The sequence below is a fragment of the Myxococcus eversor genome (assembly GCF_010894455.1).
GTDB lineage: Bacteria > Myxococcota > Myxococcia > Myxococcales > Myxococcaceae > Myxococcus > Myxococcus eversor.
The window spans coordinates 76,108-90,871 of the sequence record NZ_JAAIXY010000003.1 but is presented as its reverse complement, the minus strand read 5'-3'; the positions used below and the strand labels follow the sequence as shown (position 1 = coordinate 90,871).

The 14,764-nt window shown below is 69.3% G+C and carries 14 protein-coding genes; 8 read left to right on the top strand and 6 right to left on the bottom strand.

Annotated features, from left to right (window positions below):
- The first annotated feature begins 44 nt into the window (after positions 1-44).
- The 7 genes from G4D83_RS07160 (at position 45) to G4D83_RS45485 (ending at position 5,268) form a co-directional block, all read left to right on the top strand.
- Positions 45-467 carry a PTS sugar transporter subunit IIA gene (locus tag G4D83_RS07160; protein ID WP_141647100.1) on the top strand — a complete coding sequence of 141 codons (423 nt, stop codon included), beginning with the start codon at positions 45-47 and terminating at the stop codon, positions 465-467.
- A 33-nt stretch (positions 468-500) separates the two neighbouring features.
- Complete coding sequence (locus G4D83_RS07155; RefSeq protein WP_163863929.1) at positions 501-986, top strand: PTS sugar transporter subunit IIB; 486 nt, start codon at positions 501-503, stop codon at positions 984-986.
- A gap of 4 nt (positions 987-990) precedes the next feature.
- On the top strand, positions 991-1,707 hold the full coding sequence (locus tag G4D83_RS07150; protein WP_163863928.1) for a PTS sugar transporter subunit IIC: 717 nt from the start codon (positions 991-993) through the stop codon (positions 1,705-1,707).
- Positions 1,704-2,471 (top strand): PTS system mannose/fructose/sorbose family transporter subunit IID, encoded by a 768-nt coding sequence (locus G4D83_RS07145; RefSeq protein ID WP_163863927.1) that lies wholly within the window; start codon positions 1,704-1,706, stop codon positions 2,469-2,471. Before G4D83_RS07150 ends, G4D83_RS07145 begins: the two co-directional genes overlap by 4 nt.
- A 24-nt stretch (positions 2,472-2,495) precedes the next feature.
- Positions 2,496-2,774: an HPr family phosphocarrier protein gene (locus G4D83_RS07140; protein ID WP_163863926.1), complete on the top strand. Its 279-nt coding sequence runs from the start codon at positions 2,496-2,498 to the stop codon at positions 2,772-2,774.
- Positions 2,775-2,820: 46 nt separating this feature from the next.
- Positions 2,821-4,638, top strand: coding sequence for a phosphoenolpyruvate--protein phosphotransferase (ptsP, locus tag G4D83_RS07135; protein WP_163863925.1), 1,818 nt, complete (start codon positions 2,821-2,823; stop codon positions 4,636-4,638).
- A 135-nt stretch (positions 4,639-4,773) separates the two neighbouring features.
- Positions 4,774-5,268, top strand: a complete 495-nt coding sequence (locus tag G4D83_RS45485; RefSeq protein ID WP_176436891.1) for a hypothetical protein — start codon at positions 4,774-4,776, stop codon at positions 5,266-5,268.
- A gap of 220 nt (positions 5,269-5,488) precedes the next feature.
- Here the strand turns inward: G4D83_RS45485 and G4D83_RS07125 are convergent, their stop codons facing one another.
- From G4D83_RS07125 to G4D83_RS07105, 5 genes are all read right to left on the bottom strand, one after another.
- Positions 5,489-5,998 carry an MgtC/SapB family protein gene (locus G4D83_RS07125; RefSeq protein WP_163863924.1) on the bottom strand — a complete coding sequence of 170 codons (510 nt, stop codon included), beginning with the start codon at positions 5,996-5,998 and terminating at the stop codon, positions 5,489-5,491.
- 11 nt (positions 5,999-6,009) lie between these two features.
- Positions 6,010-6,609 (bottom strand): MXAN_6521/LA_1396 family lipoprotein, encoded by a 600-nt coding sequence (locus tag G4D83_RS07120; RefSeq protein WP_163863923.1) that lies wholly within the window; start codon positions 6,607-6,609, stop codon positions 6,010-6,012.
- Positions 6,610-6,675: 66 nt separating this feature from the next.
- Complete coding sequence (locus tag G4D83_RS07115) at positions 6,676-9,351, bottom strand: efflux RND transporter permease subunit (protein ID WP_163863922.1); 2,676 nt, start codon at positions 9,349-9,351, stop codon at positions 6,676-6,678.
- A gap of 127 nt (positions 9,352-9,478) precedes the next feature.
- A complete protein-coding gene (locus G4D83_RS07110; protein WP_163863921.1) occupies positions 9,479-11,626 on the bottom strand; it encodes a site-specific recombinase in 2,148 nt (715 codons plus the stop codon).
- A 107-nt stretch (positions 11,627-11,733) separates the two neighbouring features.
- Entirely contained in the window at positions 11,734-12,309 is a 576-nt protein-coding gene (locus G4D83_RS07105) for a Tgt2/MlaC family protein (protein WP_163863920.1), read from the bottom strand.
- Positions 12,310-12,537: 228 nt separating this feature from the next.
- On the opposite strand from G4D83_RS07105, the gene metK reads away from it, so the two are divergent.
- Positions 12,538-13,719, top strand: a complete 1,182-nt coding sequence (gene metK / locus G4D83_RS07100; RefSeq protein WP_163863919.1) for a methionine adenosyltransferase — start codon at positions 12,538-12,540, stop codon at positions 13,717-13,719.
- An 87-nt stretch (positions 13,720-13,806) separates the two neighbouring features.
- Here metK and G4D83_RS07095 read toward each other — a convergent pair whose 3' ends face one another.
- Entirely contained in the window at positions 13,807-14,628 is an 822-nt protein-coding gene (locus G4D83_RS07095; RefSeq protein WP_163863918.1) for a penicillin-binding transpeptidase domain-containing protein, read from the bottom strand.
- Between the last annotated feature and the right edge of the window lie 136 nt (positions 14,629-14,764).

The following is a 14,764-nucleotide window of genomic DNA, read 5'->3' as shown; positions in this document are numbered from 1 at the left end:
TCAGGCGTAGGACGCGATCTCCGGGGGGTTGGTCAGGAGTGAACATGGTCGGCCTCGTCGTCGCATCGCACGGGCGTTTGGCGGAGGAGCTGGTCTCCACCGCGGAACAGATCGTGGGGAAACTCCCCGCGGTGGCAACCTGCAACATCGAGCCGGGGACTCCCGTTGAGGACATCCGCGCGAAGATGAAGCAGGCGGTGTCGCGCGTGGACACCGGTGACGGTGTCATCATCCTCGCGGACCTGTTCGGAGGTACGCCCTGTAAGGAGTCGCTGATGATGTGTCAGCGCATGAACCTGGAGGTCCTGGCGGGCGTCAACCTGCCCATGCTCCTCAAGGCGAACTCGCTCCGTTCCGAGCAGCTCACCCTCCCTGAGATGGCCAACCAGCTGGCATCCCATGGTCAACGCAACATCACCTGTGCATCCGCCCTGCTTCGCGAGGCCCAGCAGCAACCGCGAACTTGACGGACCCGCGCGGGTCGGCGATTCGAGACTGCCGTGATCACCCTGGTCCGCGTCGACAACCGCCTCATCCACGGCCAGGTCGTCGAGGCCTGGCTCCCCCACCTCAAGGTGTCCCGCGTCGTGGTCGCGGATGACGAGGCTGCCTCCAGCCCGCTCATCCGCGCCGCCATGGCGCTGGCGGTGCAAAGCGCCATCGAGGTGCAGATCCTCCCCCTCTCCCAGGTGGACTTCGCGGCCCTGTCCAAGGACGGGGTGCGCACGCTGGTGCTCCTGCGCGACGTGGCCTCGGTGCCCTTCGCGTACGCGCACGGGCTGAGCCTGGGCGAGCTGAACCTGGGCAACGTCCACTTCGGCACCGGCCGGCGGCAGGTGTCCCCGTCCGTGTTCCTGGCGGAGGCGGAGCTGCGCACGCTCCAGCAACTGGCGGAGCAGGGCGTGCGGGTGGAAGCGCGCGCGGTGCCCGCGGAGAAGCCGGTGGAGCTGCCGGACCTGTCCGAGCGGTGGGCGAAGGCCGGGTGAGCGCGTGAGCGTCGTCTGGACCCAGGTGGCGCTGGCGGGAGTGTGGGGCGGACTGGTGGCCGTGGAGCGCAAGGCGTTCCTCCAGGCCATGCTGTCCCGGCCGCTCGTCGCCGCCACCGTCATGGGGCTGCTCCTCAATGACGTGCCCTCCGGGCTGGGCGTGGGCCTGTTGCTGGAGCTGTTCTTCCTGGGCACCGCCAACCTGGGCGCGGCGCTGCCGGAGAACGACACCCTGGCGGCCACCGCCACCAGCGCCGCCGCGGCCACGATTACGCTGGCCTCCGGCGCGGGCTCCACGCCGGCCATCTGGTCGCTGGCGGTGCTGCTCTTCATCGGCATGGGAAGGGTGGGGCGGCGCGCGGACCGGCTCCTGGAGGGCTACTCGGCCCGGCTGGCGCGGGTGGCCCTGGCGTCCGCGGAGACGGGCAACCTCACGCGCGCCATGCGGCAGAACCTGTGGGGCATGTGGCCGCACTTCGTGGTGTACGGCGTGCTGACGTCGCTGTGTGCGCTCGCCGGCTTCTTCGCGGAGCCGATGCTCCAGGAGATGCCCCCCATGCTGGTGCGCGGGCTGGCGTGGGCCTGGCCCGCGATGGCCTCCGTGGCCGCCGCCATCGCCGCGCAGGGCAGCCACGCCAGGCGGGCTCCCCTCTACGCGGCGCTGGGCGCGGCGGCCGTCACTGTCACCGTGGTCTTCTTCCTGCTCCAGGAGCGCTCGTGAGCGCTCCGGACACCGCGCTGCCCTGGACGGTGCTGCTGCGCGTCTTCATGCGCTCGCTCTTCCTCCAGGCGTCATGGAACCCCAAGGGCATGCAGAACCTGGGGCTGGCCTACGCCGTCTTCCCCGCACTGGAGCGGCTGTACGCGTCAGGCACCGCGCGCGAGGAGGCCGTCCGCCGGCACCTGGTCTTCTTCAACACCCACCCGTACGTGGCCGCGGCCATCGTCGGCGGGGTGGTGTTCCACGAGGAGAGAATCGCCCGGGGCGAGGAGACGCCCGACAAGGTGGTGGCCTTCAAGGCGGCGCTGATGGGGCCGCTGGCCGCGCTGGGGGACGGCTTCTTCTGGCTGTCGCTCAAGCCCGCGGCTGGCGCGGTGGGCGCCGCGCTGGTGCCGCTGATGGGGCTGTGGGCGGTGCCGGTGTTCCTGCTGTTCTACAATCTGGTCCACATGCTCCTGCGGGTGCGGTTGTACTGGCTGGGGCTCACCCTGGGAGACCGGCTGGTGGAGGCGGTGGCGCGGGCCAACCTGCCGGCGCGAGGGGCGCGGCTCAGGACGGTGGCGGCGCTGTGCGCTGGCGGGCTCGCGGCCTGGCTGGCGGTGTCCTTCGGGGCCAACGCGGGCGGGGCCCATGCGCCCCTGCTGGCGGCCGGGTGCCTGGCCCTGGGGGTTGCATCCTACGTGCTGGTCAGCCGTCGGGTGCCCAACTACGTGGTGCTCTACCTCGCGGCGATTCTGGCTGGCGCGGCGGGTGCCTTCCTTTAGGTAAGACGAGAGGTAGGAGTCGCGATGTCAACGGTGGCCGAAGGAACATACGAGATCATCAACGAGCTGGGGCTGCATGCCCGGGCGGCGGCGCAGATGGTCAAGGTGGCCAATCGCTTCAAGAGCGACGTCTTCATCGAGGCCGAGGGTCAGAAGGCCAACGCCAAGTCCATCATGGGGGTGCTGATGCTGGCGGCCGCCCAGGGGTTCAAGGTGAAGGTGACGTGTAAGGGAGACGACGCCGAGGCATGTCTCCAGGAGTTGGCAAAGCTCATCGCCGACCGTTTTGGCGAGTCGAAGTGACGGGTGAGAATGCAAACGCGGTAGGACGCGGAGGAAAGAAAGACACGTGAGCAGCCAAGCCACTCCCACACTGAGGTTGATGGGCATCGGCGCCTCACCCGGCGTGGCGGTCGGCCACGCCTTCATCCTGGACCGCAAACGCATCCGCACGCCGAAGCTGAGGCTGGCGGAGGCGGAGGTCGAGCCCGAGCGGATGAGGATGAAGACGGCGGTGGACCTGTCCGACCGCCAGCTCGCCGAGCTCAAGGAACAAATCACGCGCACCGAGGGCTCCGACCACGCCCTCATCCTGGAAGCGCATCGGCTGATGCTCCATGACCCGATGCTGGTGGACGCGGTCAACCAGCTCATCGTCGAGGACCGCATCAACGCCGAGTGGGCCGTCCGCCGCGTGGCGCGCAAAATCAAGCACCTGTTCGACAACATCCCGGACGAGTACTTCCGCGAGCGGCGCTCCGACGTGGACTACGTCGCCGACCGCATCATCCGCAACCTGATGGGCCAGGTGGTGGACGAAGAGGTGGAGGTCCCCGCGGAGGCCATCGTCGTCGCACACGACCTGCCTCCGGCCGACGCCGCGATGATGGCGCGCAGCGGCCGGGTGGCGGGTTTCGTGACGGACCTGGGTGGCCAGACGAGTCACACGGCGATTGTGGCCCGGGCGCGCGAGACGCCCGCCGTGGTGGGCGCGGGAAGGGCCAGCGAGCAGATTTCTCCCGGGGACCTGGTGGCCATGGACGGCACCCGGGGCATCATCCTGGTCAACCCCACGGAGGAGCAGCTCCAGAGCTTCCGCGACGAGCAGCGCCGGCATCAGGAAGCCGAGCAGGTCGCGTTGGCGACGAAGGATTTGGAGGCCATCAGCACGGACAGCTTCCGCATCCGGCTCAATGGGAACATGGAGTTCCTGGAGGAGATTCCGTCGCTCCTGGCGCACGGCGCGGAGGGCATTGGCCTGTACCGCACCGAGTTCATGTTCCTGGACCGGAAGACGGCGCCGACGGAGGAGGAGCACTACCGCGCCTACCGTCAGGTGCTGGAGGCCATGGGCGGGCGCCCCGTCACCATCCGCACGCTGGACTTGGGCGGCGACAAGGTGCCGGGCAAGACGAAGCACGAGAAGGAGCCCAACCCGGCGATGGGCCTGAGGGCCATCCGCTACTGCCTGTCCAACCGCGACCTGTTCCGCACCCAGCTCCGCGCGCTCCTGCGCGCCAGCGTGCACGGCAACCTGCGGCTGATGTTCCCCCTCATCTGCGGGGTGAGCGAGCTGCGCGAGGCCCGGAGCGAGCTGGAGGCGTGCCGTACGGAGCTTGGCCGCGCGGGCGTGCCCGTGGGCAAGCGCTTCCCGGTGGGAATCATGGTGGAGACGCCGAGCGCGGCCATCATCGCGGACCGGCTGGCGCAGGAGGCCGACTTCTTCTCGGTGGGGACCAACGACCTCATCCAGTACTCGCTGGCCATCGACCGCCAGAACCGCGAAGTGGCCTACCTCTACCGGCCGCTGCACCTGTCCGTGCTGCGCATGCTGGACACCATCGTCGCCGCGGCGAAGGCCGCCAACATCCCCGTGTCCATGTGCGGGGAGATGGCGGGAGACCCGCTCTACACGCTGGTGCTGCTGGCGCTCGGCTTCGACGAGCTGTCGATGACGTCGGGGCAGATTCCGGCCGTGAAGCGCTTCATCCGCCGGGTGAGTCGGGTGGACGCGTCGGTGCTGCTGCGCGAGGCGATGGAGCTGACCACCGCCGAGGAAATCGAGCGCTTCATGCGCACGGAGATGGACCGGCGCTTCGTCGACACGGTGGAGCGTACCGAACCCGTGCACGCCAGCACCGCGCCGTCCGGGCGCACCACGGGCTGAAGCACCGCGTCCTCCGCCGGGGCGCGGTGCGGGGGCCTGTTCCCCTGCCTGCCCGGCGGGAGGCCCGTGCCGAGGCGCGTGGGCCATGCCCAGCTTTCAGGTCGAGCAGGTCAACACCTGACCTGGGAGGCGGGCGTGTTCAATCCAGCGGACATCCAGCAGGGCATGACGGCGCGGGACAGGGATGGGGAGAACCTGGGCCTCGTCGTCTCGGTCGACGCGGCGGGCTTCGTCATCGAGAAGGGCGGTTTCTTCCACCGCGACTGCCGGGTGGCCTTCTCGGACGTGTCGGACATCGACCGGGATGACGTGTACCTGCGCGAGGACCTGGCGAGCCTTCCAGGCGTCAGACCGGACGTGCTGGAGGCGCGCGGAGAGACGGCCCGTCACGCGGCCCTGTACCACGACGTGACGGGAGCGCTTGTGGGTGTCGCCCCCGTCGACAGGGTGCGGTCCCGCGCGGACGGAGGAGCGGTGGCCCTGGCGGCCGGGGACGATGACGTGCCGCAAGGGGTGCTGGTGGGCCGGCCCGCGGAGCATGCCGAGGAGCGCCGGCTCGAGCCCGAGGACAATCCTTCCGGGCGCCACGCGGGCCCTCCGTCCGAGGGAGACTCGCACACGCGTCGTTGAGTTTCTCCCGCGAGCGTCCACGAGGGTGGGGCTTGGCGACGGATCCCCTCGCCAGCGCGCCGGCTGCGGGTGATTCAGCCCGGTCGCGAGCGTCCACGAGGACGGAACTGGCGACGGGTCCTCTCGCCAGCGCATCGGCCACGGGGGATTCAGTTCCGTGCGTCCACGAGGGCGGGGCCTGGCGACGGGTTCCCTCGCCAACTCGCCGGCCGGAGGTGATTCAGTCCCATGCGTCCTCGTCGTCGGAGGCCGAGGGGATGGAGCCCTCCACCTTCAGGCCCCGCTTGATGCGATGGCGTCGGATGGCGCGCTCCACGGGGCGCAGGCCCGCGAGGGCCAGCAGGGCGATGACCACCGTGGTGCCGGCCGCCCAGTGGAAGCCCATGCCGGTGGCCAGGCCCACCGAGGCGGTGAGCCACAGGTTCGCCGCCGTCGTCAGTCCCTTGACGTGTCCCCTGTCACGGATGATGGCGCCCGCGCCCAGGAAGCCGATGCCCACCACCACCTGACTGGCGATGCGGCTGATGTCCGCGTTCGAGCCCTTCGGGGAGTCGCTGCCCAGCGTCCACTCGACGAAGACGCTGGCCAGCGTGAAGAGACACGCGCCCAGGGACACGAGGATGTGCGTGCGCAGCCCGGCGGCCTGTCCGCGCAGCTCCCGCTCCAGGCCGAGCACGGCGCCGAGCAGCGCCGCGACACCGAGCCGCAGGGCGATGAGTGTCTCGTCCACGAGGGACGAGCCTACTCACCCAGCTCGATTTTCTCGTCCTTGTCCGCTTCCGTCAGTTCGGGATTGGGCAGCGTCTCCAGCGTGGCCGCCAGCAGCTTCGTGGTGGGCACGACGTAGGGCGCCACCTCCTCGCCCAACTCCTGGCTGAACTTCGTCACGCGCGCCGCGTAGTCCTCGTCGCTCGAGCTCCAGCTCCCCGCCGCCTCCGCCGCCCAGACCTCCTGGCCGTCGGTGCACCGCAACAGCTGCGCCTTCACCTCGGCCTCCGCGCCGTCGCCCTTGAGGCTGATGCTCGGGTCCAACCAGAGCACGCCCTCCACGCCCTCCACGCACAGCCCCTTGAACGTGGTGTCCGCGGGCCGGCCCGGCAGCGCGACGTTGTCCTTCACGATGAAGTCGCGGTTCTGGTTCACCCACTGGCGGGCGATGAGCGTCCACAGCTCACCCACCGCGGGCTTCTCGTCGGGCAGCGGCTGCGCCACCACCACCAGCCGCTTCGTCGCCTTGCGGTCCACCTGGGCATAGTCGCCGCGCACGCGGTGCGTCTTCACCGCGGAGCAACCCGCCAACAGCCCCAGCCCGAGCAGGGGCGCCCATCGCATCATCCTCATGATGTCCCTCTCCCGGCCCCCTTCATGGAAGGGGGCCTCGTGTTACCGCACCGTGTACCGCGTGCCTCAGGCCGCTCGCGTGGAGCTGTCCTCACCGCCGCCGGACTGGGGCGTGTTTCCTCCCCGGGACGCCTCGCGCTGACGCCGGTCGTGCATCAGCTGCATCACCGCGGCCAGCACCGTGAAGGACACCACCAGCGTGGTGATGAGGCCGATGCAGGCCACCATGCCCATGGAGCGCAGGCCGTTGTGCTTGGCGGCCAGCAGCGCGGCGAAGCCCGCCACCGCCGTCAGCGTGGAGGACGCCACCGCCGCGCCCACGCTCCTCAGCGCGACGAGCGGCGAAGTGCCTTCCAGGAAGCGATGCAGGAGGTACAGGCCGTGACTCACCCCGAAGCCCAGGAGGATGGGCAGGATGATGATGTTCATGAAGTTCAGCCGCAGGCCCGTCAGCGACATGATGCCGAGCATCATCGCCACGCCCACGCCCAGCGGAATCACCGACGCCAGCGCCAGCTTCGCGTTGCGGAAGTCCAGGAAGTGCATGGCGAGAATCCACAGCGCCGTGAGCACCACCGTCACCTTGCCGTCCCAGAGGACGATGCGCGCCAGCTTCGCGTACAGCTGCGTGGCGCCCGCGGCCCGGAACTCCTTCTGCGCGGTGGGGCCCGGCGGGTCGAAGTCGTCCTTGTCGAAGCGGCCCGGGTTGTACGTGACGGGGATGCCGCGCGTCTCGTCCGCGAACTGCATCATCTTCTGGCCGTCGAACAGGTCCACGCTCGAGTAGATGAACGTGAGGTAGCCCTTGTTCTGCGCGGTGGGCAGGTTCTTGAACTGGGCCTTGTAGTTGTCCGGCACGCCGTGCACGTCGAAGGGCTTCGCATCCAGCACCTTCATGAAGAACGTGGCCTTGTCCTGCATGTCCGGCGGGAGCGCGGAGATGGAGAAGCCGCGCGCCTCCAGATTCGCCATGTCCTGCTTCCACTCCTGGAGCACCTTCTCGTTGGCCTTCGCCGTCGCCTCGGGCGGAACGAAGGTGAAGATGCTCACCACCTGGTCGATGGACGGGTACTTGTGCGCGTTCTGCGTCAGCTCCCGGTACACGCCCTCGGCCTCGTCCAGGTCCTTGGTGTAGACGGCCATCGGGTCGCTGGAGATGTTGAAGCGGACGTTGATTTCGTCCTGCAGCAGCACCGACGACATGCCGTCCGGGATGAGCGCGCGGGTGTTGTAGTTGAAGCCCACGCCGTGCTTCACGCGGTCGAAGAAGCCGAGCGCGCCCTCGGGAGGCTCGCCCGTGCCCGCCCAGGGAACGGCGGCGGCGCAGATGAGCGCGACGATGGCGGTGCTCACGCCCAGCACCAGGCCGGGACGGGGGATGCGCAGCTCCTGGCCGCTGATGGCGGAGTTGACCGGCGGCGGCTTCATCTCGCCGATGAGCTTCTTGGGCCACTCCGGGTTGATGCGGCCGACCAGCGCCAGCAGCGACGCGCTCCACACGAAGAGCGTCAGGCCCAGGATGAGCGTGCCGCAGCCGGCCAGGAAGCCGAACTGGGAGAAGCCGCGGAACTCGCTGACCATCAACACGAAGAAGGAGCCACCCGTGACGACGGCGGCCACCGCCGCGGGGCGCCCCGCGTTGACGAAGGCGTCGATGATGGCCACGTCGTACGGCTTGCCCGCGCCCAGCTCCAACCGCGTGCGGAAGGTGAAGTGGATGCCGTAGTCGATGCCGAACCCCATCAGGATGCCGCCCAGGATGGAGGTGATCATGTTGAGCTCACCAATCGTCGCGTAGGTGAAGCCCAGCGTATAAATCGTCCCAATCACCGTGCCGCTGACGACGATGAACGTCGGCGCCAGCTTGCGGAAGAAGAGGATGGTGATGGCGAAGATGGTCACCAGCGCGATGACGGTGACGGGCTGCAGCGACTCCTCAATCGCGAAGGAGTCGTCCACCGTCGTCTTGTACGAGCCGGTGTAGCCGTAGGCGATGGTCTGCGAGTCGCCCATCAACTTGTAGTCCTCGACCAGCTTCACCTTGCCGGCCTGCGTGGAGTACGCGGCCAGGTCCTTGTTGAGCTTGTCGAGGTAGTCCTTCGTCTTGCCAATCTCCGTGGTGTCCCACATCGGCTTGACGAGGATGAGCACCATCTTCTTGTCGCTGGAGATGTTGTAGTCGTCGCGGATGCTCTTCTTTCCGACGGACGAGTACTTGTCGACCAGGTCCTGCATGTCCAGCTCCACCGGCTTGGTGGCGCCCATGTCGATGTAGAAGGGGTTGCTGCGGCGCAGCTTGTCCTCGAGGAAGGCCATGATGCGGCGCTTGCCCTCGACCAGGTCCTCCGTCTTCACGAAGAGGACCATGTTCTGCTGGATGAACTCGACGGGCAGCTTGTAGGAGACGGTGCGGACGTTCTCCTTGTCGGCCTCGAGCATCCCGGCGATGTCGTCCGCGGTCCGCTTCATCGCGGCCTCGTCCGTCGAGCGCAGGGCGACCATCAGGAAGCCGCTGCCCCCCACCATGTCGATGACCTGCTTGACGTCCTTCACCTCCGGCAAATCCTGGGAGATGAGGTCGAGCTGGTTGGAGTTGATGCGCAGCTTCAGCGTGGCCCACGTGGACACGGCGAGCAGGGTCAGCAGTACGGCCAGGATGGTGCCTGGACGACGGACCAGCAGCTCGGCGAAGGCGTAGGCGAAGCGAGAATGCGAGTTCGGGTTTCGAGGAGCGCCACTCATTCGCGGGCGACCCTACCGACAAACGCGCTGCCCCGGAAGCACGGCCCACCTGCCCGCCCGGCTTCCGGGCCCCGGGGAAACCCCGGAAGCGGCCCCGGGAATAATTGACAGGGGGCCAGGCGAGCCCTCAGTGCCCCCCCTCCACGGGGAGTACGGCTGGCAGCGGCTCGGGCGGGGCCCGGGGGGGCAGGAAGAACGAGCGGGGGTCGGCGAGGAAGCGGGCCCCCACCGCCTTCAGGAAGGGCAGGGCCTCTCCCACGGGCACGTCGCGGGCTCGCACGGCCACGCCCAGGGCCAGCGAGAACGACACGGTGAAGTTGATGACTCCGATGAGCCCCACGCCCACCAGGGCCATGAGGAAGTCGGGCTGGAGCACCGCCTGGGGGCCGAGCGCGCCGCCGGCCATGGCCATCGAGCCGAGCGCGAAGGTGACGTGGCGGATGTCCAGGGGCAGCCCGAAGAAGCGCCCGAGCACGTTCATCAGCGCCAGGAGGAAGCCCAGCGTCACGCTGGCGCCCACGCCCGAGGCCATGTGCACCAGCCCGTCCGCGAGCCGCTGCGCGCCGCCCACGCCCAGCACGCGCCGCAGCACGCGGTGGTGGGCCAGGGCCTCCGGCAGCCGCCGGTACACCACGAAGTTCTCCAGCCACCCACCCGCCACGCTGGACAGCCACAGCAGCACCCCGGTGAGGGCCGCGTACGGGAGCGAGCCGCTCTTCCACGGGTGCATGGAGTCCACCGTGGCCTGGGCCTTGGCGGGGGAGAGGAAGGGCGTGCCCCGCGCGGCCTGCCACGCCAGGGCCAGGGCCACCGCGGCGGGCAGCACGCAGCCCAGGTTGCCGGTGAAGGCGGCCAGCTGCGAGCGGGTGATGCGCGGGATGATGTCCACCAGGCTCGACAGCCGGTCTCCCCGGGCACCCTCGCCCACCGCGCCCGCCAGCGTGGCCGCCGTGACGGAGGGCTGCTTGGTGGCCAGCGTGAAGCCCAGCACCTGGATGAGCAGGAAGGCCACCGCGTAGTTGAGGCCCACCGCCAGCCACGAGAAGAACGGCGCGAGGGCCAGCGCGGTGAGGGCGAACTTGCTGGCCACCGCGACGGCCGTCACCAGCCCGCCGCCCGCCGCCGAGTGCACCATGGCGTGGAACTCGGCGCGCGTGCTGGTGATGTAGTGCTCGCCGGAGTGGCCCGCGCGCTCGATGATTTTGCGCGCCAGCATCCGCGCGTTGCGGCGCACCAGCTCTCCCACGGAGCGGTCCGCGTGCGCGCGCCGCAAGAGGTCCGACAGGAGGCCCAGCGCCTCGCGCCAGCGCGGCTCACCCCGGGGCGCGCCCAGCACCCGGGCGATGGCCTCCATGCGCTCCAGGCTCCGGCGGATGCGCTCCAGCCGGTACACCAGGTCCACGCTGACGCCCGAGGCCTCCAGGTGTCGCGACACGCTGACCACGACGAGGCGGCAGTCGTCCACGCACGTGGCCAGGTCTCTCAGCGTGTCGGAGGCCGCGTCGCGCGCGAGCACCGCGTCGCACACCATCCGCAGCCGCAGGAAGGGCGAGGCGCGAAAGGACGTCTCCGGGGCGCGGTCCCTCACGTCCTCCATGGTCCCCAGCGCCGCCGTCTGCACCGCCAGCAGCATCAACGCGTCCATCAGGTCGGAGCGCACGCGGGCGGCGGGCACCGGAGCCGGGGGCAGGGGCTCGCCCACCAGCGTCGCCAGCTTCGTCAGCAGCGCGGGCGACAGCAGCGCCAGCCACACCGCGTCCTCCGGCACCGGGAACAGGCGCAAGAGCAGCTCCGACAGCTTGCCGGGCTCCGGCGGGGAGGGGAGCAGCGTGCGGGCCAGCCGGTCGGAGACCTCCGACAGGAAGCCCTGGCCCGCGGGCAGGCCCACCTGCGCGAAGAGCTTCAGCCCCCGACTGCCATCGCACACGGCGGACACCAGCCGCGTCACCGCGGCGCGCATCGCGGGCTCGCCCTCCATGATGCGAATCATCAGCGTCAGGCGGGTGTCGGCGGGGGGCGCTTCGGGTTCGGCGGCGTCCACCAGCGCGTGGGCGGAGATGCGCTCGCGCAACCACGCCATCCAGCGCTCCACCCAGTCGAGCCTCGACTCCAGGCCGTCCTCGGGCACGTCGCGCAACAGCCGGTACAAGTCCCGCACCGCGGGGTTGCCCGGCGCGCGCGGCGCGTACTGCACGCAGAACGCGTCCACCTCCCGTTCGGAGGGAGCGTGGGAGGTGCGGCTCGGAGTGAGCGGAGCGGAGGGGGGGAGGGTCATCGACCAGGCAGGAGGGGGAGGGCGAGACTACGCCAGGCGTCGCCCCCTCGGAACCCCTCCGACGGCCGGGGGCCTGGTGGCCTGGCCGTCGGGAGTGGGAGCGGCGGCTACTTCTTCGCCAGCTCCTGCCGCATGCGCTCCAGCAGCTTGTCCCAGCCACCCTGGGCCAGCAGCGGCTGCACCTGCGTGTCGCGGATGTCCTGGAGCATGGAGGAGCCCAGCACCGTCACGTCCACGACCTTCCACGCGGAGGCGTCCTTCACCAGCCGGTACTTCAGCTTCATCTCCTGCGTCTTCAGCGGGTGCTTGATGAAGACGACGGAGTCCACCGTGGCCTCGTTGCCCGTCACCTCGGCGGGGGAGTAGACGATGTCCTCCAGCGACTTGAAGTTCTCCCGGACGCGCGGGAAGGCGATCTTCGCGAACAGGCCGTGGAAGAGGGTGACGAACTCCTTGCGCTGCGCATCGGTGCCCTTGGCCCACGAGTCGCCGAGCAGGAACTTCCCCTGCTCCTCACCGCCGAAGAGCTTGAGGGCCGCCGCGTCGCGCTCGTAGCGCACGGACGTCACCACCGTCTTCACCGGCTTGACGACCGGGTCGTCCTTCTTCGGCGCCGCGGCCAGTGCGGGCACGGACAGGGTGAAGGCGACCAGGAGGGAGAGGGTACGGAAGCGGGCGTTCATGTCGGGCGAGTCCTCCACAGCGAATGCTCGGCGTTCTGTTAGCCCAGGAGAACGCCGGGCGCCTCGCGAAATTCAACCCCGGATGCTCGGCGGCCGGGCTCCAAGCCCGCTCGCCCCACATGGCGGACACTCGAATGAAGCGGGCTTGCTGGCCGTTTGACTCCCTTGGGACCACACTTTAGTGTCCGCCCGCGCGCGCGGTATGCGCCCCCCTTGCACTGAGACGACATGCCTACCGACTACCTGTTCACGTCTGAATCCGTCACCGAGGGCCACCCGGACAAGATCGCGGATCAGATCTCCGACGGCGTCCTGGACGCCATCATCGCCAAGGACCCGCAGGCTCGCGTCGCCGTGGAGACGCTGGTCAAGACGGGCCTCGCGATTGTCGCCGGCGAGGTGACGACGAACACCTACGTGGACATCCCCAAGATTGTCCGCAGCACCATCTGCCGGATTGGCTACACCGACAGCTCCATGGGCTACGACGGCAACACCTGCGGCGTCATGGTGGCCATCGAAGGCCAGAGCCAGGACATCGCGCGCGGCGTGGACAACAAGAAGGAGCAGGGCGCCGGTGACCAGGGCATGATGTTCGGCTTCGCGTGCGACGAGACGCCGGAGCTGATGCCCGCCCCGCTGCACTACGCCCACGCGCTGACCCGCAAGCTGGCGGACGTGCGCCGCAAGCAGCACGACTGGCTTCGTCCCGACGGCAAGAGCCAGGTGACGGTGGAGTACCGCGAGGGCCGCCCGGTGCGCATCGACGCGGTGGTGGTGTCCACCCAGCACTCGGACGACGTCTCCAACAAGAAGATCCAGGAGGCCATCCGCGAGGACGTCATCGCGAAGGCGCTCCCCAAGAAGCTCATCGACAACAAGACCAAGTTCTACATCAACCCCACGGGCCGCTTCGTGGTGGGTGGCCCCATGGGCGACTCGGGCCTCACCGGCCGGAAGATCATCGTCGACACCTACGGCGGCATGGGCCGTCACGGTGGCGGCGCCTTCAGCGGCAAGGACCCGTCCAAGGTGGACCGCTCCGCCGCGTACATGGGGCGTCACATCGCCAAGACGGTGGTGGCCGCGGGTCTGGCGACCCGCTGCGAGGTGCAGGTCTCCTACGCCATCGGCGTGGCCGAGCCCGTCAGCGTCATGGTGGAGACCTTCGGCACCGCCACGGTTCCCGAGGAGCGCATCGCCAAGGCCATCCGTCAGACGTTCGGCCTGAAGCCGCGCGAAATCACGGAGCACCTGGACCTGCTGCGGCCCATCTACCAGAAGACCGCCGCGTACGGGCACTTCGGCCGCACGGAGAAGGAGTTCACCTGGGAGCGCACGGACAAGAAGGACGCGCTCAAGGATGCGGCGAACAGCACCTCCACGGGCCGTCGCCTCAAGGTGGTCTGAGTTCCTCTCGCGAACGCCCCGACGTCCGGGGCTGACGCGAAAGCCGAGATGGGCCGCCTCCCGAGTGGGAAGCGGCCCATCGTCGTTTCAGAGCAGGCCTTGCGCCTTGAGTGCGTCGATGGCGCTGGAGAGTGCTGGCGAGCGCGCCGGGGACTTGCCCGGGGGAGAGCGCACGGCGCTGACGAAGACGTGGCGGCCCTTGGGAGAGGCGATGTGGCCCACCAGCCAGGTGACGTCACCCTCCGCCTTGTTCGGGTACCAGCCCGTCTTGGCGCTCAGCACCGCGCCCTCCTTCCAGGGACCGCCCAGGTTGATGCCGTCGCGGACGCTGGCCACGGTGTCCGGTCCGTGAGTCATCGTGCCCTTCACCTTCTCCAGAACCTGGGGGCTGACGGGGAGCTCGCCCCGGAACATGCGCGCGAGGAAGTCGAGCTGCTCGTCGGGGGAGATGCGCAGGGGACCGCCCAGCCAGAAGAGGGTGATGTCGCCGGAGGCGTCCTGCGTGCCGTAGTGGAAGCGCTTGAGCCAGTCCTCCATGCGCTCGCGGCCAAGCTGCTTCGCCGTGCCCTGGAAGAACCACAGCGCGGAGCGGCGCATGGCCGTGTCCAGCGTCTGGTCCTGGTTCCACATCGCGATGGCGTGCTTCGTGCCGTCCCACTTGCGCACCTCGTCCACGCTCGACACGACACCTGTCTCCAGGGCGATGAGCGCGTGGGGCACCTTGAAGGTGGAGGCGGGCGGCAGCCGCGTGGCGCACTTCTCCTTGTCGTTGCGACTCACCTTGCCTGTCTCCAGGTCCATCAGCAGGAAACAGCCCGGATGGGCCGGTAGGGCCTTGGGCGCGGCGGCGAGCGCGCTGGAGGTGGCGAGGGTGAAGAGGGCGAGCAGGGTCGAGGGGATGCGGAACATGGGGCTCCGGTTCTGCGCGACGGGGGTCGAGCTTCGCGCGTTGGGGCCGGAGCGGGAGCAAGGCTTGCGCCAGGGCTCGTGGCCGGGGGGCGTGCGGGAGAACCCGTAGGGTGCGTGGTCCTCCGGACGCGGAGCC